We start from the raw sequence: 20877 nt of genomic DNA on the forward strand, positions 1-20877 counted from the left end.
TATTCATGCCGACATCCGCGATCGGCAGCTGATCAGAGATGTCGTCGCGGAGCATCGCCCGGATTTCATCATTCATACCGCGGCCCAGCCGTCCCACGACCTGGCCGCCAAAATTCCGTACGACGATTTCGACGTCAACGCGGTGGGGACCCTGAATGTCCTCGTCGCGGCTCGCGATTTTTGCCCCGAATCGCCGTTTTGCTTCACCAGCACGAACAAGGTCTACGGCGACCGGCCGAACTCGCTGCCGCTGGTCGAGCACGCCACCCGCTACGACTACGCCGATGGCCTGCTGGCGATCGACGAAACAATGTCTATCGACGCGTGCCTGCATTCGTTGTTCGGCGCCTCGAAGGTCGCGGCCGACATCATGGCACAGGAATTCGGACGTTATTTCGACATGCCGATCGGCATATTCCGGTGCGGCTGCCTGACCGGTCCCCAGCACGCCGCGGTCGAACTGCATGGTTACCTGGCCTACATCGTCGCCTGCGCCGTCAGCGGACGCGAGTACACCATCTTCGGCTACAAAGGAAAACAGGTCAGAGACCAAATTCACTGCGACGATGTAGCGAGACTGTTCCTGGAATTCTTCTCGAACCCGCGAAGCGCGGAGGTGTACAACCTGGGTGGCGGTCGAGAGAACAGTCTGTCAATTCTTGAGACCATCGACATCCTGGACCAGATGGGCCACCCTCTGAAATACCGGCTGGATGCGACCAATCGAACCGGGGATCATATTTGCTACATATCGGACCTCCAGAAGACGCGTTCGCATTTTCCGAACTGGGAGATCGAATATGATCTACCAAAGTGCATAGATGAATTCGTTAGGCTGCAAGACAACCGACTTCGTGCCGGGCAAAATAGCACACCCGTAACATCTACCCAAGGAGCTCGTGAATGATTGGCAGCCCACTGGTCATCGCCCAAAAGGCGCGCGCACGGCTAGATGCCATCCTCTCCGGGCAGGTGGACGCGGCGGAAACCATCGAAGAGGTGGACCTGTCCAGCCTGCCCGACGCGACGGATCTGGTGATCACCGCCTGCGAGGTCAATCCGCTGCACGGTACCGGCACGCTGTTGCTGAGAATCTTTCCCGACCAGGAATCGATCATCTCGCTGCGCGCTGAGGACTTCTACGACGGCGAAACGGATTTCGGCCGCGTCCGGCTGCGGCTTCCGCTGGCGCAGGCCGCGCGGCCGGTGATATTAGCGTGGCTCAAATCAAGCCTGGCGGGCGTGAACATCCGGCGCATACTTTGCGTGCCCTATACGCCCGCGGAGGCGACCTTGGCGCTGGCCGCCCACGACCTGCTCAACGCGCCGCTGGGCGTCTATGTGATGGACGACAAGAACGTCTGCGCCGACGGAATCACCGACACCCTGATGCAGGAGCTGCTGTCCAAATCGAGTCTGCGGCTGGTGATCGGCCCCGAGATGCGTGAGGCCTACGAAGAGAAATACGAGATGCCGTTCTGGGTCATGCCCCCGGTCGTCGCCGACCACATCATCAAGCGTGAGGCGGCGCCCGCGTCCGGCAACGGCCAGCCCCGCGGGGTTCTGCTCGGCAACATCTGGGGGCAGCGGTGGCTGGACATGCTGCGCGAGATTTTCCGTGGCTCCGGCGTGTCGATCGACTGGTACTGCAACCAGATCAATCCGCCGGGGCTGGAATACGACCGCGACGAACTTGCCGCTGACGGCATCGTGCAACGCAATCCGATCGCCGAGGACGACCTGCCAAAGGTGCTCGGCGAGTACTCATTCGCCGTCGTCCCCACCGACACGCTCGACGGCCGGAGCCCGCTTTCCGTGCAGGCCATCGCCGAGCTGAGCCTGCCCAGTCGCATGGTCACCATGATGGCGACGTCGCACCTGCCGATGCTGGTGGTCGGCAGTCCCGCCACCTGTGCGGCGGGCTTCGTCGAGCGCTTCGATCTCGGGGCCGTCGCACCGTATGACCGCGCCGCCGTGCTCGCGGCCATCGAGGCTCTGACCACCCCGGACCGCCAGGCCGACATTAGAGCCCGGTCCGCGCGATTGAGCGGTTCTTTCACGGCGGCCGGCACCAGCGACTGGTTATGGCGCTCGCTGGATGCGGAGCGGCCGATCACCTCGATATATGAGGACCTGATGCCCAAGCACAGCGCGAACGAACCGGTCGCCCAGTCATGACCGAGCGCGACGACGTCGTCGTCCCACTGGACCGGTTCACCGAGTTCAAGGGTGAGCTTGAGCAGTACATCGAGACGCTGGTGCTGAACGACAGCAGCATCATCGATGCGCTGGCCCGGATGCTTGGCCTGATCGCCAAGCTGGACACGCGGGCCGAGCAGCACCACAAGTTCCTGACCGCGGAAATCCGTTCGCTGACCGCCACCGTCGCCGATCTCGGCTCCACGACGCGCCAGAGCGCACCGGTGGTGGCCCCGGCCGCCGACGAGTTCTCCGCCCATAATCCCGAAGTCAGTCTGTTGCAATATATTTCGTCGTACATCGACAACCGCGCAGTGGTCGACGTCGGCGCCCATGTCGGCGACGTCGCCGAACGCCTCCTCGACTGCGGTTGCCAGATCTACGCGTTCGAGCCGTTCCCGACGAGCTTCGCAGCTCTCCAGGACCGACTCGGCGGCAGGGCGGGCTTCACCGCATCGCCGGTCGCCATCGGCGCGGCCGACGGCGAGGGCCAACTCAAGATCGCCTCGGCGAACGAGGGTGAGGGTCTTGACGCCTCGCTATTTCACAGCCTGGTCGACCATCCCCTGGGCACCAGCGTCCGGTTCGCCGACGCACTTCCGGTCCAGATTCGGAGCCTCGCCAGCCTTCGGCAGACCGGCGAGATTCCCAGCCAGATCGGACTGCTCAAGATCGACACCGAGGGCGCGGACATCGAGGTCATCAAGGGCCTTGGCGAGCCCGATATTCCGGTCGTGATGACCGAATTCTGGGATTCCAACCACGCCTTCGGAGCGGGAACGCACGGGCATCTGGGCCCCACCGTAGAGCTGATGCGATCAATGGGATATCCCTGGCACGTGGTGATTTACCATGTCGATGAAGACGACAGCATCTCCTATTACTTCAATTACGCGCAGACCTTCCCGGGGTCTTGGGGCAATGCGATCTTCTTCAAAGAGCGCGCGCTGTTCGCGCGTGCGGCGCAGTGGTGTGAGGCCGCACTGCGACCCACGCTGCATCAGTAGGAACGTGCGCATCAGGGGCTCGGATTATGAACCGCGAATTTCCCCGTCTTCCGGTCATTCGCAATCTGGGTGGATGTGGCAGCACCATGTTGGCGCGTGTGATAGCCGCACTGCCTGAGGTCGTTCTGCTCAGTGAGACCAACCCGCGTTCTGCGGCTCTTTACAGCGGCTACATGAATCCTGTTGTCCAGGTTCGGAAGTGGTCTCCCGAGCTGGCGTCAAGCATCTCCGCCTTTGATGAGCATGAGTTGGGATATCCGCCTCGTTTTGGCGAATTGCTCGAATGCCTGCATTCTGCGGCGGAAAAGCTGGGCCTCAATCTAGTCGTTCGTGATTGTAACTACGTAGATTTCATCGGCATACCCTTCGTCTGGCCCGTGCCGTACGACTCCAGCCTCGACTTGGCAGTGGCCGGACGTTTCTTTATGTCCGCGATCGTCCTGGTCCGGCATCCCGCTGATCAACTCGCGAGCCTGCGCTCACATCGTGCGATGCAGGAAAATTTGGCGGCCGAGCACTTCCTGAACTCGTACCTCGCATTTTTAAGGGCGATGATCGGGACACCAATCTTTCGATACGAGGATGTCGTCACAGACCCCGAAGAATTTTTCCCTCAGATCTGTTCTCACCTCGGCATTCGATGGGACTTGAATGCGCTCGAAAGATTTGCTTCGATCGATACGGTAACCGGTAATATGGAACGGAGCAAAGAATCGGCGATTCGCAGGCCTATGAGAACCGATGCAGCGTCGCTGGCGGATGAAGAGTTGCGTCGGTTCGGCGCCTACTCCGACCTCCTGGTCGAGATGGGGTACTCCGCTTACTGAGCATCAGGTGATGCGCGAGGCAAGCTAGTCGATCGACCCCGCCGGGCAGCGTGCCTCCGCAAGCTGTCCCGCGGCGCGACATCCGCAGCGCCGCCGACCGAGACTTTGTGGCAGAAGCCGGCTTTGCGCATCCGGAGGTGCGAACATATCTTTGAATTACCACGCTTTGCCGGCCAAGGGATCGCAATGCTCGTTCTGTGCAATGGAATGCCGCGTAGCGCCTCGACGTGGTCGTACAACGTGGCCATCTCTCTCCTGCGCCATACTGAGCAGGAAGTATATGGCGGTTACGACGAGAACCTGCATCGCTTCCTGTGCGGCCTGCCGGCATCCTGTGTGCACGCAGTTGTCAAATGCCATTCGCTTGACGCGGCCGGGCTGCATCTTGCTCAAGTGCAGGCCGCAAAGGTCATCTATACGTGGCGCGATCTGGCCGATGCGACCGCATCTTTCATGGCCATGTTCGACGTCGACTTCGAGGATATTATCTCCGTTATGTCGAGTTCACTCGACCTCTTTCTGCACCATCGAAGCAATGGCGCGCTCATTCTGAGCTATGAGGCGATTACGCAGCAACCGACGGATTCGGTGGCCGCCGTCGCGTCCTATCTGAATATCGCTGCGCGCCAAGATCTGGTCGCCGAGATCGCCGAGGCGAACTCGTTCGGCAGAATGCGCGAGAAGGTGAAAGAGATCAGCACGCGCGATTACGCCGAGCATCTGGTACGCCACGATCGAACTTCGTATATTGATGCCGCGCGCTCCGACAACTGTTATCTCTACGATCCCGAGACTCTGCTGCACCTGGATCATATTCGTGACGGCAGTACCGGCTACGGAGCCGGCCGATTGAACCAGACCCAGCTGCGCCGGCTCGAGGAATTGCTGCACGAAAAAGGCGACCTCGGCGTCAACGTTCTGTCAATTACCCCCGACGCTTAACACGACCGCTGCAAGCGCACGCTCACGACGCCAGGTTCTCCCGGAGTTGCTTTGCATGCCACTCGATCGTGCGGGCAATCCCTTCACGCACCGAAACCTGAGGGTTCCAGCCAAGGCGGTCGCGCGCCGCTGTGATATCGGGTTGCCGGCGGGTTGGATCATCCTGGGGCAGCGGATGCAGCTCTATCCGGGACGGTGAACCCACTAGCTCAAGCACTAATTCAGCGATCGCGAGAACGCTGAGTTCCACTGGATTGCCGAGGTTGATCGGCCCGGGCTCGTCGGACTCCAGCATCGCGAAAATGCCGTGCACCAAGTCGTCCACATAGCAAAGACTTCGTGTTTGCGTCCCGTCGCCGTAAACGGTCAAGGGTTTGTTATTCAGTGCCTGGTCGATGAAGTTCGAGACAACGCGCCCATCCTCCGGGCGCATCCGGGGGCCGTAGGTGTTGAAAATGCGCAGAATTCCTGTATTTGCGCCGCAGGAGGTCCGGTAGGCCGTTGTTAATGCTTCTGAGAAACGCTTGGCCTCGTCGTAGACGCTGCGCGGCCCGACCGGGTTGACGTTGCCCCAATATGTCTCCGGCTGTGGGTGAACGATGGGTTCACCATAAACTTCGCTGGTGGAAGCGAGGATAAAGCGCGCGGATTTGGCCTGGGCGAAATCGAGGATATTCCGGGTTCCCTCCGACCCGGTCCGGAGCGTGAAAACGGGCCTCTCCAGGTACGCGGACGGCGACGCCGGGCTGGCGAGGTGAACCACACCATCGAATACGCCCTCGAAGTCAGCCGGGTCAAGAACGCTCGCCTCGACGAATGAGAACTTAGGACACGTCTCGAGCCGCTCGATGTTGGTGCGGTACCCGGTCGAGAGATCGTCGAGGCATACGACGGTGTGGCCCTTGGCTATCAACAGATCGCAGAGATGAGAGCCGAGAAATCCGGCTCCCCCGGTGACAAGGACCCTCACGCTGCCTCCCCATCTGCTTGTCGGCCTCGTTGTTGCCGCATCATGGCCGCCCGAAACCTCGGTAGCTCCACCCGGCGGCACGCCATGACTGCGGGTCAAGGCAATTGCGAGCATCGATGACGCGCTTGCACCTGGTCACCGATGCAAGCTCTTCCGGTCGCATTTTGCGAAATTCATCCCACTCGGTAAGAATCAGGACCACATCGGCTCCCTTACATGCGTCGAGGGTTGACAACGCATAATTGAGTGTCGGGATCACCTGTTGCGCATTGTCCATGGCTTTAGGGTCGTACACGGTCACATTGGCCCCGTGTAGCTGTAATCGGCTGGCCACATCCAGCGCCGGCGAGTCACGAATATCATCTGAGTTCGGCTTGAAGGCAAGACCAAGTGCAGCAACCCTGGTTCCCTTCAGCGATCCGCAAATCTCGCGAGTGGCATCGACTACGCGGCTGCGTTGCCTCATGTTGATGTCATCGACGACGTGCAAAAACTTGGCAACATTACCGAGTCCCAATTCGTCGGCACGGGTAATGAAGGCGCGCGTGTCTTTGGGAAGGCACCCACCACCAAAACCCAGCCCGGCATCGAAGAAACGGCGCCCAATGCGGTTGTCGACCCCGATCGCGTCGGCGAGCACGGTGACATCGGCGGATGTGGCTTCGCACACTTCAGAAATCGCATTGATGAACGAAATCTTTGTGGCAAGAAACGCGTTAGCAGCTACTTTGGCCAACTCGGCAGTCGCCAGATTTGTTATCAGAAACGGAATGGCGGCGGTGGCCAGCAAGGGGCTGTACAGTTCTGCCAGCACTTTCTCCGAACGGCCTTTGTGGCGATGTTCCACACCGATGACAATGCGATCTGGGTGAAGAGTATCGTGCACGGCAAAACCCTCGCGGAGGAACTCGGGGTTCCACGCGAGTTCCACGTCATCACCAGCAGGCGCAATGCATCGCGCCCGTCGCGCCAAACGGCTCGCCGTCCCTACCGGTACAGTCGACTTCCCCACGATTAGAGCCGGTCTATTCAAGTGCGGACACAGAGCATCAATTGCCGCATTCACATACGAGAGGTTCGCACCGAAACCCCGCTCGCATTGTGGCGTGCCTACGGTAAGGAAGTGCAGTTCCGCGAAATCCGCCGCTTCCTCGTAAGAGTCGGTAAAGCGGAGGCGCCCGGAGGCAAGGTTGTCTTTGACGATGTTCTCGAGGCCGGGTTCGAAGAAAGGGACTTCGCCGGACTGGAGCTTGGCTACCTTGCCCGGGTCGATATCAACGCCCAGCACATTATGGCCGATTTCTGCCATACAAGCAGCATGGGTGGTGCCCAGATACCCGGTTCCGATCACCGCAATCCGCATCTGAAATCCGCTCCTGTTCGCACGACGTGATCGTCGACAAAAGTTACGATATTTCGCGTGGCCTCTTGCAAACCCCGGTGTGCGCGGACGCCAATTCAGCGGACCAGGATTTTCCGGGTTTGCGACCAAAGCCGGTTAGCTCAAGTTCATTCGGTGGTGCGCTGACCTTAATTGCAGTCCGCGCCACAGGTACGCCTTCGGCGATCAACCACGCCGGTGTCTGGAATTTCATCGGTTACGGTACCGCGTCAACTTGAAAACTGTTCACCGGCTATTCCCCCATCATTTTCCTAGCGGGTGTTGTCGTCGTCTTTGCGGAGACAACGTCAAAAAGGAGTTTCTCTCGTTTACCGACCAATATGGTCGAGAAGTGGGCAAACACGCGTTTGCCGGGAAACGTGTAGCGTCGATGGGGTCGCCCGGAACCATGCCCCATGCTCTCATACAGAACGCAAATCTCCGCATGATCGCCAAATCTTGGTGACCGACCCGACTACCCGGTCACTGCCGGTGGGTGAGTCGACGTTGGCGAGGGTGTGTCGAAGGTAGCTGGGCGTCGGCGGCGATGCGGACGAATGCCTTGATGCGCCAACCGGTTTGGGGTAGTCGACGGGGCGCTGAGCGTGCCGTCGGCGGAATGCGTTCAGTGGTTGTGACGCAACGACTCCCATTCCAAAGTTGAGTTGAACGCCTCGCTAACGGCACAGAAGCCCAATCAGCGCTCGCGCCGCGGCGGTAGCTTCGCTATAGAATCCGCATCGGCGACAGGAGTTTGCGTTGGCTACCTATACGCCGTCCCTTGCCTGGAATCACGAATTCCTCCGGTCGTTGGTGTGGGTGATCGAAACCGCGATTATCAGCGGCGCGCTGCTGCTGATCGTCGCGGTGCTCCTGTTCCGGTACACCACGTGGGGAAGGCAATACTGGCGGATCACCGGTGACTACTTCAAGGGCCGCCAGAGCCTGCCGGCGTGGGGATTGTTTGTCGTCCTGCTGCTGTCGGTCCTGACGAGCGTGCGGATCGAAGTGCTGCTCAGCTACTACGTCAATGATCTCTACTCGTCTTTGCAGGTCGCGTTCCAAGGCGGCGCGGCACGCAACGCCACAGTGCGGAACTCGGGGATACACGGCTTCTGGATGGCGATCGCGACGTACTGCGTGATCGCGACGGTCAACGTTATGCGATTTGTGCTCGACGTCTATTTGACGCAGCGATTCATCATCCGCTGGCGGGTGTGGCTGACACACCGGCTCACCGGCGACTGGCTGCGCGGCGCGGCCTACTACCGCGGGCGGTTCATCGACCACACCATCGACAACCCAGACCAGCGCATTCAGCAGGACATCGATATCTTCACCGCCGGCGCGGGCAGGGGGACGAACCAGCCTTCCCTGCACGCCCACAACACCTTGGTATTCGGCGCAGTGGGAGCGGTGGTCTCGGTGTGCGCGTTCGGGGCCATCCTGTGGGATCTGTCCGGCCCGCTGAGGGTTTTCGGCGTGTCGATCCCGAACGCCATGTTCGCGCTGCTGTTCGGCTATGTGCTGGTCGCTACGGTGATCGCGTTCTGGATCGGGCGACCGCTGATCCGGCTGTCCTTCCGCAACGAGGTTTTCAACGCCGCCTTCCGCTACGCGTTGATCCGGCTGCGCGACGCTGCCGAAGCGGTCGGCTTCCACCGCGGCCAGCAGGCCGAAGAGACGCTGCTGAGCGGCCTGTTCGCGTCGATCATCGCCAACTACCGGCGCTACGTACGGCGCAACCTGGGCTTTCTTGGCTGGAACCTGGGCGTGAGCCAGGCCATCGGTCCGCTGCCGTTCATCGTGCAGGCACCGCGGCTGTTCGCCGGCGCGATCAGCTTCGGCGGCGTGATGCAGTCCGCGCGAGCATTCGCCACGATGCAAGAGTCGTTGTCGTTCTTCCGCAACACCTACGACCAGTTCGCCAGTTACCGCGCGTCGATTCTGCGCCTCAACGGCCTCATCGACGCCAACGAGAAGGCCCGCGAGCTACCCAAGCTGACCGTTGCGCCGAGCCCGGACGGCTCGCTGGAACTCGTCGACGTCGAGGTGCGAACCCCTGCCGGGGATCAGCTGGTGGAGCCGTTGGACCTGCGGCTCAAGGCCGGCGACTGGCTGGTCATCACCGGCCGGTCCGGCAGTGGCAAGACCACGCTGCTGCGCAGCCTGGCCCTGCTCTGGCCGTTCGCGTCGGGCACACTGCATCGCCCGTCTGCCGACGAGCACGAGACGATGTTTCTGCCCCAGCTGCCCTATGTACCGCTGGGCGACCTGCGTGCGGTGGTGTCCTATCCGGCTGAGCCCGGTGAGTTTCCCGATGCCGAGGTGCGCCGCGCACTGAACACGGTCGCGCTCTGGCACCTGAGTGAGCGCCTCGACGAGAACCAGGACTGGGCCAAAGTGCTCAATCCCAGTGAGCAGCAACGCATTTCCTTCGCCCGCATCCTGCTCGCCAAGCCCAAGGCGGTGTTTCTCGACGAAGCGACCTCGGCGCTGGACGAGGAATTGGAATACGAGATCTACGAGAAGCTGCGCAGCCAGTGTCCCAACACCATCGTGGTGAGCGTGCGCCACCGCCGCACCACCCAGGAGCACCACGAGCAGCAGCTGCAGCTGCTCGGCGAGGGTGCGTGGCGGCTGAGTCGGGTGGGCGACCTGCCCACGCCGGTCTGATCGCAGCGCCGCTACCCCGCCCGGGCATTGTGATTTTGCGTCTTCCAGGCGTTTCTTGGTTGTATTCTGTGGCCTGGTGCGTGCCCGGAGGGCCGGGCGGCGGGGCCAACAGGAGACGAGATGGATCAGCAGGCTCGGAACCGATGCGCCTGGGGGGTCAGCGCGCCAGTCTGTGACATTTCATCGACATGATCACAGTCGTCACATCGTCAGCGCGATGACCGTGACCACCGCACCCAGCACGCGGGTATTCAGCGCCGGCGGGCATTGCTTCACCTGGGTCGAGGTGGTCGAGGCGGCCCGCGTCTGGGGTGAGTGGGCGGCGTTGGAACAACGGGTAGTCGGGCTGCTGGCGCGCGAGAACGAAGTGGCCGCCGCAGGTACGTCGCCGGATGTGGCCAAGGTGCAAGCCGCCGCCGACAAATTCCGCGAGCAGCACAACTTGCTGACCGCTGACGAACTCGAGGAGTGGCTGGGCCGACATGATGTCAGTCTCGAGGAGTGGAAGGCCGAGATGCGTCGCTCGCTACTGGAGCCCGCCTCTGACGTAACGGCAGTCCCACCAGGCGATGTCGAGCGGGCGTGCTGGGTGCACGCCGTGTGCTCAGGAAAGCTGGCCGCCTACGCGCGCACGATGGCCGAGGCAGTCGCTGTGCATCTGCGTGATCAGCCACTGACCCTCACTCCCGACGAGCTGGCCGAGCTGCCGCAACAGCGCGAGCGCTTCTGCGCGGCCCAGCTGCAGACACCCGCGCTGAACGCCGAGATCAGCGACAACAGAGTCGGCTGGACCCGGATGGACCTGGTGCGTCTGGCGCATCGAGACGAGATGGTCTTACGAGAGGCCGCCTTGTGCGTGCGACTGGACGGCCGCGAGCTGGCCGACGTCGCCGCCGACGCGAAAGCGGAGCTGCAGGAAACTAGCGTGCTGTTCGATGATGCCGAACCGCTGCTGCGCACCAGGTTGCTTGCCGCGAATCCCGGCGACCTGATCGGACCGGTGGCGATCGGAGGGGGTTATCAGTTGGTGCTTGTCGTGCGGCAGGTCGTGCCGAGCCTGGACGACCCGATGGTGCGCGTTCGTGCGGAAGGTGTGCTCACCAAGCGAGCGCTCGCCGCCGAGGTCAATCGCTACGTGAATTGGCATGAGCGTCTCTGACCGCCCACTCGTGCCGAGTGTGCCCTTCGAGCTCCGCCGGGTGGCGTTGCTGGAATTGATGCCGACCGATGTGCGCCGGCTGGTGGAGGCGTCGTTCACGCCCGTGGAATTCGGTTTCGGCGAGGTGATCGTCACCGAAGGCGATCAAGCCGACGCGCTGTTTGTGATCCAGTCCGGGACCGCGCGGGTGGTCAAGGCCGGCGATGACGGCGTGGAGGTACCCCTCAACGTCTTGCGGGCCGGCGACGTCTTCGGTGAGCGGGCGCTGCTGGACCGTGAGCGGAAGCGCACCGCGACGATCCGCGCCTCCAGCCCGGTGGAGGCGCTGCGGCTGGACCGACACGTATTTGAGGCGCTGGTCCGTAGCGAGCCGAAGGTGGGTCACTACGTCGAGTTGCGCATTCGGCGCCACGAGCTGAGCGATTTCCTGCGCGAGTACACCGCTTTCGCCGACCTTCCGCCCGAGGTGCTGCGGCTGCTGCTGGAAGGCTTGGTCCCCAAGTCGGTCAGCGCCGGAGAGGTGGTGATCCGGCAAGGTGACCCGGCCGGCGCGATGTACATCGTCCGCAACGGCCGGCTGCGCGCCTACATCGATCGCGACGCCAAGCGCGAACAGCGGTCGTACCTACGGCGCGGCGATTTCTTCGGCGAGGTGTCGCTGCTCAGGGGAACCGATCGCACGGCCAGCGTCGAGGCGGTCAGCGACTGCGAGCTGTGGGCGCTCGAACCGGAGCTGTTCGCCCGGCTGGTCGACGAGGACCCGGAGTTTCGGCAGCGCATCGAGCAGCGCATCGCCGCCTACGACTACCGCCGCTTCGCACACGTCCCGCTCGACTTCGCCGACGAACTGCTGCCGGCGGATGCGGCCGGGCCGGAGGCCCTCAGCGCGCAGCAGACCGAGGCCGCCGGGGCCGAATACCCGCCGCAAGCCGGCATCACCATCGAAGAGGATTTCGACGGATTCGTCCGCCCGGCCAGGCGCATCCGCCGCTTTCCCCATGTGATGCAGGTCGATACGGCGGACGCGGGCGCTGCGTCGCTGGCAATGATCTGCCGCTATTACGGTCGCAAAGTGTCGACCACGCTGGTGCGCGATGCCGTCAACACCGCGGTTGACGGTACGAGCCTGCTCGGTATCCGCCAGGGGGCCGAGTCGCTCGGTCTTTCGGTGCGTACCGCAAAGGTGTCCAAGAGTCGGCTGGACGAGATGCCGCTCCCGGCGATTCTGCACTGGGCAAACAACCACTGGCTGGTCGTATACGACGTCGACGCCCAGCATGCGCGGGTCGCCGATCCGGCGCGGGGGTGCCGGCGCATCCCGCGATCCGAACTCGAGTCGAAGTGGTCGGGCTACGCGGCATTCCTGGCTCCCACCGAAGCGTTGCTGAAGACGCCGGTTGAAAAGTCGCGCATCGGCTGGCTACTCGGGTTTTTCCGGCCGTACCGTCGATCGCTGTTGCTGGCGGTTGTTCTCGGCTTCGTCGCCGCCGGTGCCTCGATGCTGGTTCCGGTGATCAGCAAATTCATCGTCGACCGGGTGATCGTCAAACACGACGTGGGATTACTCACGGCGCTGGTGCTGATCATGTTCGGCGCGCTGGGGATCTCGGTGATGGCCACGTACGTGCAGAGGCTGCTGCTCAGTCGCGTCGCCGTGAGCGTCGACCGGGCCAGCCTCGACACGCTCTCCGAGGCGCTGCTGGCGCTGCCGATGAGCTACTTTCACGCTCGGCGCACCGGCGACATCGGCCGGCGCCTCAACGGCATGCAGTTGGTGCGGGATTTCCTGGTCCAGCGCGGCGTGCAGACTCTCACCTCCATCGCTCAGGTCATCGTCGCCCTGGCGATCATGAGCGTTTACAGCTGGCCGCTGAGTCTCATCTACCTGATCTTCGCCGCGTCGCTGTATACCGCGCTGCTGCGCTTCACCCAGAGACGCCTCCGGCCCGTCTACGAAGGGCTCGAAGAGCACTGGAGCAGGTACCAGTCCCGACAGATCGACTCCATCAGGGGTATCGAGACAGTCAAGGCGATGGGCGCGGAAAAGTCGCTGCGCCGGATACTGCTCAAACAATTCGACGAACTGTCCGAGCGGCTCTACCGGGCGGACCTGACCGCGATGCTGTTCTGGGGCGGCATCCAGCTGCTGTCGTTCCTGTCGCTGGCCCTGTTTCTCTGGCTGGGCGCGCTGCAGGTGCTGCACCACCGAATGACGATCGGGGAGCTCATCTCCTTCAACGCCCTGGTTCTGCTCGCCAACCAAGCAGTCGTGAGCATCGTCGGGATCTGGGATCAGTTGCAGCGCACCGTCGTTCTGCTCAACCGGCTCAACGACATCCTCGACCATGACGCCGAGCAGGGTACCGACCACTCGGGACTGACGCCGGTGAAATCGCTCTCCGGCCACGTCCACTTCCGGCGCCTGACCTTCAAGTACCCCGGACCGGCCCAGGCGCCGGTGCTCGACGAGGTCGACTTCGAAGTCCAGCCGGGTACCCGGGTGGCCATTGTCGGCCGGAGCGGCTCGGGCAAAACCACACTCATCAAATGCCTGTGCGGACTGATCGAGCCGACCGGCGGCACCATCCTCTACGACGGTGCCGACCTGACCGGCCTTGACCTGCGCCAGTTACGCCAACACATCGGTTTCGTGCTGCAAGAGAACCACATGTTCAATGCGACGATCGCCGAAAACATCGCCTTCGGTTGCGAGAACCCCGACCCGGAGCAGGTGATGTGGGCCGCGCGGGTGGCCAACGCCGCAGGATTCATCGAGCGCCTCCCGCGAGGGTATGAAACGCCCATCGGTGAAACCGGCCTGCTGCTCTCGGGCGGTCAGCGTCAACGCATCGCGATCGCCCGCGCCGTCTACCACCGTCCCCCGGTGCTGGTGTTCGACGAAGCCACCAGCGCGCTCGACACCGAGTCGGAGCGGGCCGTCAAAGACAATCTCGACCAGCTGCTGCAAGGGCGTACGTCGTTCGTGATCGCCCATCGGCTCAGCACAGTCCGCGACTCCGACATCATCCTGGTGCTCGAGAAGGGCCGGCTCGTCGAGAGTGGCACGCACGACGCGCTCCTGGCCCGTGAGGGCTTGTACTACTACCTGTGCAGCCAGCAGCTCACGATGTAGATGGACTCTCCGGAGCCGTCTACGTGCCGGAAATGTCGTACAGCGATCTCAGCCCGACGTGCGGTAACGGAATAGGATCGACGGGCTCCGCTGCGGTCGGATACGCCGAACCCAGTAGAGGCTGTGCGGCTGCCTCCGGTGCATAGGGCAGAGCTGAATAGGCGGTCGGGTGCGCGGTGTGCCTGAAGACGGGGGCTTCGATTTGGTTCCCGAAGTCGTAGTCGGGCGGATGCAGCACCACCGGCTCCTGCGCTGCCGGGCCGAAGGCGCTTACTGGGTCATAGCCGCTGCCGGCCGAGTCGGAGCTGACGTCGGAGAACGCGTCCCCAGGATAGCTGGTGCCTGCGTCGGGGCTGACGCCGGAGATTGCGCTCGTGCGGTAGCCGGTGGGCGGTATCGGCTTGAGGGGCGTGCCGGTGAGGTCGACGGGTGTACCGGGCATCCTCGGCGGGGGCGGCGGGGCGAAGGGGCTCGCCGGGTAGGGGCGGGGGACCACGACCTGAGTCGGGCCGTAGGCGCCGGGCGCGCTACCTGTCGTCGGCGGCGGCGATGCCGGGCTCGGCTGCCCGCCGACGTCGCTGCCCGGGGTGGTCCTGCTCCCCGTGTCGTGGCGGGGCGGAACGGGCCGATCCGGCGGGCGCGCTTCCGTGGCGGGCGGCGCGGTCGATCCCTGCGGTGCGCTCGTCATCTGCTCGAGGTAATGGCGCCATGCCTGGAGGTAGCCGAACAGCTGATTGGTGTAGTCAGCCGGCGCGGGCGGCATCACCGGCGCGGGCGGCATCACCGGGGTGGGCGGCAGCACCGGGGTTGGCGGCATGGGCGGCGCCATGAAGTGGCCCCCGGGCGGCATGGCGGGCATCGCGGGCGGTGCGGCCGGGTATGGCAACCCGCCCGTCATCGTCGTCCACTGCTCCAGCAGCTGCCGCCAGGTGTGCAGATAAGCGAGCAACTGCTGGTTGTAGTCGCTTGTGGGCATGGACATTTGTTGACCTCCAGCGAGTGGCGGGATAAGTGACGCGGGGACGCTGAATGCATCCAACGGATGGGGCAGCGACCGTTCGCAGGAATGCGAGTCCAGCGTGCGTAGCGCACGGGTGTCGGCCGGCTCGCGGTTTTCGATGTCGAAGACGTAGCAGTAGTCACCGGCCGGAGTCGGCAGCCGGATCGGACTCGACAAACCCTGATCGAGAAAGCCGAAAGGAAACTCCCAGGGGAGCCTGGCCTTCTCGCGGCGATCGACACCGCCCGATTCGACCCAGATGTAGTGGTCGAGAATGGCGTTGACGGCATGGCGTCCCGACTCGCACGCAGCCTCCATCGACGTCATCCGAGTGAACGTCTTGTTCCAGGTGCCCGCGAAGACCACCGAATTGTTGTGCACCTGGTAGCCGCCATGGCGGGCCTGCCAGACATTCCGCCACTCGAGGTCGTAGAGCCACCAGTCCTCGGGCGGGGTGCTACTCCAGGAGGTTCCGTGTGGGTTCCACGGGTCGCTGCTGGGCCGGTTGTTCCAGTCCCCGACGATGGGAACGAGGTAGGGCGTCTTGTTGCGGACGGCGCGACCCCGACCCTGACCCTGACCGGGCCCGGAGGCCATTTCCAGGCCCCGATCGAGCGCGTACCAGACCGGCCACGGCAAGACTTCCTCGGCGACGCATTCGGCGTTGCTGGTCAGCGCAGAGATGATCTGGCGCCACACCTCCGCCGCGATTTCGTCGGGAGTGCAGTCGCGGGCCGCCTTGCCGTTGCCGGACTCGTCGAGCAGATGACGGGAGGGCGAATTGAAATTCCCGATGTCGACGGAAAGCACCGAGACGTGGCCGTCGCGGTCCAGCATCGGTTCCCGCTCCCAAAATCCGTGCTGGTTGATCGACGACAGCGCCCACTCGCTGCCGGCGTACAACATGTGTCCGCGGAGTAGCTGGAACTCCGTGTCGAAGTAGTACTGGATGCCGCAGAGCGTTTGGAAACGATCCCACGGCACCCGACCCATCTGATCCACCGCGTAGGGGTCCCGCCGCTGGCGGGGCCGCGTCGTCTCGGTCTGCAGTGGGCCGTCGGGCGGGGGAGCCAAGGTGGTGAAACCGTCCAGCTTGGCCACGGTGCCGGCGGTGCCCGCCGCGCGCAGCGCCGAGGTGAGGTATTCGGCTGCCGGGGCGTCGGCGGCGATCACCGTGTAGTCCGGAGTCACGCGCGTACCGTCGCCGAACGTGATCTGCACTCGGGGTCGCAGATGGGGCGGCTGAGTGGGGTCGAAGGCCGGAGGATCGAGGCACTTCGCCGCACCGTGGACGAAACGGACACCGAGTGCGACGAGGTGGCGGTACCAGTGGTCGAACCACGCCTCGGTGGTGGGACCGTTGAGCACCCCGTCGGCCTTGTCGTCGCGGCGGTCCATATTCAGGTAGAGCTGTAGATAGGTGGTGATGTTGGTGCGTGCATCCCCCCAGTTCGAGTCGAATGCAGCCAGGACCCTTGGCATTTCACGCAAGAACGCTTCGAACTTCGGTGTGTAGGAGAACTGGTTGATCCCGGTCGCCGGGTCGTGACCGACGAAGAAGTCGTAGGCGGAGACGTTCTCGAGCTCTGTTGCGCGACGCAACGGGCTGGTGACGAGGTAGCGCAGCAGCCTGCCCTGCAATGTCGTGATATCGCCAGGTGCGAAGCCCAAATTCGCAAGCTGGTCAAGGATGCTGACGAACTCGGCGGGGCTGCGTGGGAGTTCGCGAGGAAAGACGAGCGACGGCTTGCCGTCAACCGTCATACCCTGGGTGACTACCCGCCGGACATTGTCATAGACGGTGCGTGCGGTCTGTGTCCAGTGGGGCCTGCCGCTGGCCGTACGCGTGGATTGGTAGACCGGGATGCGCTGGAACATGTCCCAGATATGTAGGTAGTACGCCGGGAAGAAGCGGAAGCCATGTTCGCCCGCAACCGCTCGCCCAGGCAGACATGGATGGCCCCGCCGGCCCGGGAAGGGACGCAGCTCGGCGTTGCTTCCGTCCTGCGTGCCCACCGTCGAGTACTGAGAGGCGGCGAGTCCGCCGAGCTTGACGGGCGGGTACGTTCCTGGCGGCTCGGGCCCAACCCCGTTGCGCTCATCGAGTAGAGGCTCGTACACCGTGACGACGAAGCCGCGTTCCGCGAGTTCCTGCGCGGCGGTAAGCCCTGCGATGCCGGCCCCGAGGACTGCCACCGTGGGACGTCGTTTGCAGGATCCCGGCGTCGTGATGCGCTCGCTCATGACGCCCCCACGCGAAGTTCGGACAGCAGTCCGGGCTGCGAGGCTGCCCGTACCGCGGCGTGCACGTACGCCAGCAGCGAGTCGTGAGCGCGCTGGACGTCGTCGAGCGAACCTTGCACGCTAACCGTGCCCGCCTCCACGGCCTCGCTGAGCGCCACGGCGGCGTCGAGCACATCGAGGATGGTGGCTCGCGAGGTGGCGATCCGGACGCCGGCCACGTCCGCCGCACCGTCGGTCACCTGAAGGCGGTCGCCACCGCGCAGGGTGAAGACCTCGCCGTCGACGTCGAGTTCGACCGCCATGGGGCCGAGCTCTGCGACCAGCAAGCGATAACTGTCGGGCACCTCGTGCTCCAGGTGCTCTATCGAGCGCCGCAATAGCGACGAAACCCGTTCAGCCATGGAGGAACTCGAATACACCAGTGCCGACGAAGTCGACGTCCTCGCCGTTGATCGTCCCGCTCGCCCGGGCGGTGCCGCCGGTTTCGCAGAGCACAGTCGATCGGTCGAGGCGTACTTCGCTGGGCTGCGCCAGGCGGGCATAGGACTGTGGGCGGAACTCGGCGTGCACCGTGTCGCCCGTCCGGGTCGCGGTGATCTCGATCCGCTCGGGCACACCCGGCACCTCGCCGTCCAGCAGCAGCCGCATCGGGGGCGGCAAGGTGCAGTCGGCTGCGTGGCCGAGTAAGCCGACCGAGCGCGTCTGCACCGCGGCACGCCGGAATATCGCAGCGGGCTCGTCGTGGTGCCAGACGTAGAGCGCTCGGGACAGACAACGCAGCCGGCTCCGGTCGGTCATCTGCAGGAACACCATCGACCACGGGTCGTCGGGTCGCTCGGGCAACAGGGTGCCCCAGGTCCAGCCGAAGTCGTCGCCCCACCAGAACCGACCCCAGTTGTGGTCGTGATAGGCGAGGTCGTTCTCGATGCGGCGCTCCCGGCCGCCGATCCGCAGCCACCCCTCGGCGCGCAGCCTCGGCACGAAGAGCCAGCACATCCGGCCGTCTCCCACCGGTTGGTTGTTGACCACGAACGGCCGACTCATCGAGGCGAAGTGCAACTCACCCCGAATTTCCTTGTCGGGCAGGTCGATTGCCACACGATAGCCGTCGGGTAGCACCGTCATCCGGTTGCCGCCGATGGTCACATCGCCGAGATCGGCCGAGACGTCCAGGGCGCTGCCGTCGAACCGCTCGATGGCTCCGGTCCATTTCTTGGTCGAGTTCTGGTCGTGAGCGATCACGATGACGCGTGGCGCGAGCCGGACCTGACCGGCGCCGAACACTTCGTTGGTGAGGCTGAAGTTGATTAAGAGCCGGAAGCCTCGCCCCTGCACCACGAAGTGGTGCCACTCCTTGAAACCCTCGGGCCGGGCGCTGGCGAACACCGGGGTGCGCAGGAAGTCGCTGCCTGCCAGCATCGCGGTCATCGCAGCCACCTGGTCGTCGAGCTGGGGGGTGGCGTCTCAGCGGTAGGATTCTGTTGTGCCGCAGCGGAATTGGCGAGCCGTTCGATCGCCTCTCCCAGGCTGGCCAGCCCGAGCAGCAGGTGCACGAAGTCGTCGGAGTCGCGGGGTAGGTCGGATCGGCGACTGCCATCATCGGCCAAGGTGTGTACCACCCGGGCCAGCCCGGCCAGGCCAACCAGGTAGCCGATGAAATTGCTCTGGTCGGCGAGCGCCGCGCGCGGATCGGTGAGAGTCATGCGAACCCCTCGGGCCGCAGCCGAGCCAGGATGGAATCGTCGAGGCCACGCCCCATCACCGCGTCGGCCAACAGGTCCGCCCACGCGTCGGGGGCAGCGTTGGGCGCGGCGGGACCGTCGAGAACGTTGAGGCTCACCGTCTCCCAGACGAGGCGGAGGTTCTCCACCGCCTCCGAGGCGGCCAACGCGTCGCGCAGCCGCGCCCCGTCGGGTGTGTCCGCGTAGCGGCGGCCCTCGGCGACGAGCAGGTCGTGCAGCCCACGCGCGGCGGCGGGGTTGCCCAGGACCGCGCGGCGCGCACCGAGCAGCAGGTCGAACACCGTCCGCTCGGTCCCGCGGGCCTCGTCCGGCGGGGCCGGAAGCAACCGCGGGGTCTCCCGCTCGATGAGGTCGAGAGTGAGCTCGCGGATCCTCTCCAGCTCCGCCAGCATGCCGATCAGGACGTCGGGGCTCATCGGGTCCGCCCGTGTACGTAGTCCACCAGGTTGACCAGCATGTCCCGGTGCCGGCTGGGTGGCAACAAGTCGAGGCCGGAAAGCACGGCGGCCGCGTCCTGGGCCTGCCGGGCGGCGACATCCCGCGCGTGCTTCAGCGAACCGACGCGGTGCATCAATTCGTAGAGCCATCGAATGTCGTCGAGGCTCTTCGACTCCGACGGACGTTGACCCTGCAGCCGAGCCTCGATTTCGGCCCGACCCGACTGGGACAGCTGGCCGAGGGCGGCGAGCCGATCCAGCAGTTCGGTCATCCCCAGCTCGCCGTCGGCGCCTGGGCGGCGCTTGGCCAGAATCTGCAGCGCGCGATCCCGGTCCTTCGGTTCGGCGGTCCGCAAGGTGTGCAGCAGCATCAGGGTCCGCTTGCCCTCCCAGAGGTCGCCGCCGATCTCCTTGCCGTACTCCTCCGGGTCCGCCCGCAGGTTCAGCAGGTCGTCGGTGATCTGAAAGGCCGCGCCGAGGTGTCGGCCGAGGGACTCCAGTGGGTCCAACCGCTCAGGTCCGGCGCCGGCCGCGATCGCGCCGGCCTGCAGCGGCGTGATGAACGAGTACCAGCTGGTCTTGAGTTCCACCATCTTGAGGTAGTCGGCATCGTCGAGCCGCCACGCGTTGGACCGCACCCACTCGAGCTCCAGCGCCTGGCCGTCGACCGTGAGCCGGGTCATCTTGGCGACGGCGCGCAGGATACGCAGGGCAGGCCCCAGCCCTACCCGCTCGACGTTGTCCAGCAGCGGCTGCAGCGAGAGCGACAGCATGGCGTCGCCGACGTTGACGGCGATCGGCACGCCGTGGTCGACGTGCAACGTGGGTTTGCCTCGCCGCCACCAGGATTCGTCCTCGATGTCGTCGTGGATGAGAAACGCGTTGTGGTACAGCTCGAGCGTTGCGGCGGTCGGCAGGATGGCCTCGAGATGGCCGCCGAGCCCGAGGCAGGTCGCGATGCCCAGCGCCGGCCGAAGCGCCTTCCCGCCCCGCATCGGATAGTCCAGGATCAGGTCATAGAAGCCGCTTGCGGCGTCCTGGCCGGGACCGTAGAGCCGTTTGATCTCGCCGTCGCACGCGTCCTTGCACAAGGCGAGATAGTCCTCGAGCGGGTTCGGCACGGTCCGCACCGAGCGCGCGTCAGGCAGGGTGGAAGTCAT

At 64.2% G+C, this 20877-nt stretch carries 16 protein-coding genes; 8 read left to right on the plus strand and 8 right to left on the minus strand.

What is annotated here, in order from left to right:
- The 5 genes from VML93_RS12260 to VML93_RS12280 all read left to right on the plus strand — a co-directional run.
- On the plus strand, positions 1 to 907 hold a 907-nt coding region (locus tag VML93_RS12260; RefSeq protein ID WP_325610900.1), incomplete at its 5' end, for an NAD-dependent epimerase/dehydratase family protein.
- Positions 904 to 2178 (plus strand): hypothetical protein, encoded by a 1275-nt coding sequence (locus VML93_RS12265; RefSeq protein ID WP_325610901.1) that lies wholly within the window; start codon positions 904 to 906, stop codon positions 2176 to 2178. The genes VML93_RS12260 and VML93_RS12265, both read left to right, overlap by 4 nt.
- Positions 2175 to 3206 carry an FkbM family methyltransferase gene (locus VML93_RS12270; RefSeq protein ID WP_325610903.1) on the plus strand — a complete coding sequence of 344 codons (1032 nt, stop codon included), beginning with the start codon at positions 2175 to 2177 and terminating at the stop codon, positions 3204 to 3206. Before VML93_RS12265 ends, VML93_RS12270 begins: the two co-directional genes overlap by 4 nt.
- Before the next feature lie 26 nt (positions 3207 to 3232).
- Positions 3233 to 4033, plus strand: coding sequence for a hypothetical protein (locus VML93_RS12275; protein ID WP_325610905.1), 801 nt, complete (start codon positions 3233 to 3235; stop codon positions 4031 to 4033).
- A 240-nt stretch (positions 4034 to 4273) separates the two neighbouring features.
- Positions 4274 to 4975, plus strand: coding sequence for a sulfotransferase domain-containing protein (locus VML93_RS12280; protein WP_325610906.1), 702 nt, complete (start codon positions 4274 to 4276; stop codon positions 4973 to 4975).
- A gap of 22 nt (positions 4976 to 4997) precedes the next feature.
- Here VML93_RS12280 and VML93_RS12285 read toward each other — a convergent pair whose 3' ends face one another.
- On the minus strand, positions 4998 to 5945 hold the full coding sequence (locus VML93_RS12285) for a UDP-glucuronic acid decarboxylase family protein (RefSeq protein WP_325610908.1): 948 nt from the start codon (positions 5943 to 5945) through the stop codon (positions 4998 to 5000).
- A 40-nt stretch (positions 5946 to 5985) separates the two neighbouring features.
- Positions 5986 to 7308 carry a UDP-glucose/GDP-mannose dehydrogenase family protein gene (locus tag VML93_RS12290; protein ID WP_325610910.1) on the minus strand — a complete coding sequence of 441 codons (1323 nt, stop codon included), beginning with the start codon at positions 7306 to 7308 and terminating at the stop codon, positions 5986 to 5988.
- A 777-nt stretch (positions 7309 to 8085) separates the two neighbouring features.
- Here VML93_RS12290 and VML93_RS12295 point away from each other — a divergent pair.
- The 3 genes from VML93_RS12295 (at position 8086) to VML93_RS12305 (ending at position 14294) form a co-directional block, all read left to right on the plus strand.
- The gene (locus VML93_RS12295; RefSeq protein WP_325610912.1) at positions 8086 to 10002 is read left to right on the plus strand and encodes an ABC transporter ATP-binding protein/permease; all 1917 of its coding nucleotides are present in this window, start codon (positions 8086 to 8088) and stop codon (positions 10000 to 10002) included.
- A gap of 217 nt (positions 10003 to 10219) precedes the next feature.
- Positions 10220 to 11161 carry a hypothetical protein gene (locus VML93_RS12300; RefSeq protein ID WP_325610914.1) on the plus strand — a complete coding sequence of 314 codons (942 nt, stop codon included), beginning with the start codon at positions 10220 to 10222 and terminating at the stop codon, positions 11159 to 11161.
- Positions 11148 to 14294 carry a peptidase domain-containing ABC transporter gene (locus VML93_RS12305; RefSeq protein WP_325610916.1) on the plus strand — a complete coding sequence of 1049 codons (3147 nt, stop codon included), beginning with the start codon at positions 11148 to 11150 and terminating at the stop codon, positions 14292 to 14294. The genes VML93_RS12300 and VML93_RS12305 overlap by 14 nt, the downstream gene beginning before the upstream one ends.
- Before the next feature lie 19 nt (positions 14295 to 14313).
- Here VML93_RS12305 and VML93_RS12310 read toward each other — a convergent pair whose 3' ends face one another.
- The 6 genes from VML93_RS12310 to VML93_RS12335 form a co-directional block, all read right to left on the minus strand.
- Positions 14314 to 17538, minus strand: coding sequence for an NAD(P)-binding protein (locus tag VML93_RS12310; RefSeq protein WP_325610917.1), 3225 nt, complete (start codon positions 17536 to 17538; stop codon positions 14314 to 14316).
- The gene (locus VML93_RS12315) at positions 17535 to 17939 is read right to left on the minus strand and encodes an SCP-2 sterol transfer family protein (protein ID WP_325610919.1); all 405 of its coding nucleotides are present in this window, start codon (positions 17937 to 17939) and stop codon (positions 17535 to 17537) included. The genes VML93_RS12310 and VML93_RS12315 overlap by 4 nt, the downstream gene beginning before the upstream one ends.
- Positions 17932 to 18966: a hypothetical protein gene (locus VML93_RS12320; protein ID WP_325610920.1), complete on the minus strand. Its 1035-nt coding sequence runs from the start codon at positions 18964 to 18966 to the stop codon at positions 17932 to 17934. Before VML93_RS12320 ends, VML93_RS12315 begins: the two co-directional genes overlap by 8 nt.
- Positions 18963 to 19241 (minus strand): hypothetical protein, encoded by a 279-nt coding sequence (locus VML93_RS12325; RefSeq protein ID WP_325610921.1) that lies wholly within the window; start codon positions 19239 to 19241, stop codon positions 18963 to 18965. The genes VML93_RS12320 and VML93_RS12325 overlap by 4 nt, the downstream gene beginning before the upstream one ends.
- Positions 19238 to 19696 carry a hypothetical protein gene (locus VML93_RS12330; RefSeq protein ID WP_325610923.1) on the minus strand — a complete coding sequence of 153 codons (459 nt, stop codon included), beginning with the start codon at positions 19694 to 19696 and terminating at the stop codon, positions 19238 to 19240. Before VML93_RS12330 ends, VML93_RS12325 begins: the two co-directional genes overlap by 4 nt.
- Positions 19693 to 20877 (minus strand): polyprenyl synthetase family protein (locus VML93_RS12335; RefSeq protein ID WP_325610924.1); only part of this gene is annotated, 1185 nt, incomplete at its 5' end. The genes VML93_RS12330 and VML93_RS12335, both read right to left, overlap by 4 nt.

Source organism: Mycobacterium sp. (assembly GCF_035499775.1).
Classification (GTDB): domain Bacteria; phylum Actinomycetota; class Actinomycetes; order Mycobacteriales; family Mycobacteriaceae; genus Mycobacterium.

Excerpts from the sequence above, each read along its gene's own strand:
- VML93_RS12325 (WP_325610921.1), bottom strand. The coding sequence starts at position 19,241 with ATGACTCTCACCGATCCGCGCGCGGCGCTCGCCGACCAGAGCAATTTC.
- VML93_RS12265 (WP_325610901.1), top strand. The coding sequence starts at position 904 with ATGATTGGCAGCCCACTGGTCATCGCCCAAAAGGCGCGCGCACGGCTA.
- VML93_RS12330 (WP_325610923.1), bottom strand. The coding sequence starts at position 19,696 with ATGAGCCCCGACGTCCTGATCGGCATGCTGGCGGAGCTGGAGAGGATC.
- VML93_RS12320 (WP_325610920.1), bottom strand. The coding sequence starts at position 18,966 with ATGACCGCGATGCTGGCAGGCAGCGACTTCCTGCGCACCCCGGTGTTC.
- VML93_RS12290 (WP_325610910.1), bottom strand. The coding sequence starts at position 7,308 with ATGCGGATTGCGGTGATCGGAACCGGGTATCTGGGCACCACCCATGCT.
- VML93_RS12310 (WP_325610917.1), bottom strand. The coding sequence starts at position 17,538 with ATGAGCGAGCGCATCACGACGCCGGGATCCTGCAAACGACGTCCCACG.
- VML93_RS12270 (WP_325610903.1), top strand. The coding sequence starts at position 2,175 with ATGACCGAGCGCGACGACGTCGTCGTCCCACTGGACCGGTTCACCGAG.
- VML93_RS12305 (WP_325610916.1), top strand. The coding sequence starts at position 11,148 with ATGAGCGTCTCTGACCGCCCACTCGTGCCGAGTGTGCCCTTCGAGCTC.
- VML93_RS12300 (WP_325610914.1), top strand. The coding sequence starts at position 10,220 with ATGACCGTGACCACCGCACCCAGCACGCGGGTATTCAGCGCCGGCGGG.
- VML93_RS12315 (WP_325610919.1), bottom strand. The coding sequence starts at position 17,939 with ATGGCTGAACGGGTTTCGTCGCTATTGCGGCGCTCGATAGAGCACCTG.
- VML93_RS12275 (WP_325610905.1), top strand. The coding sequence starts at position 3,233 with ATGAACCGCGAATTTCCCCGTCTTCCGGTCATTCGCAATCTGGGTGGA.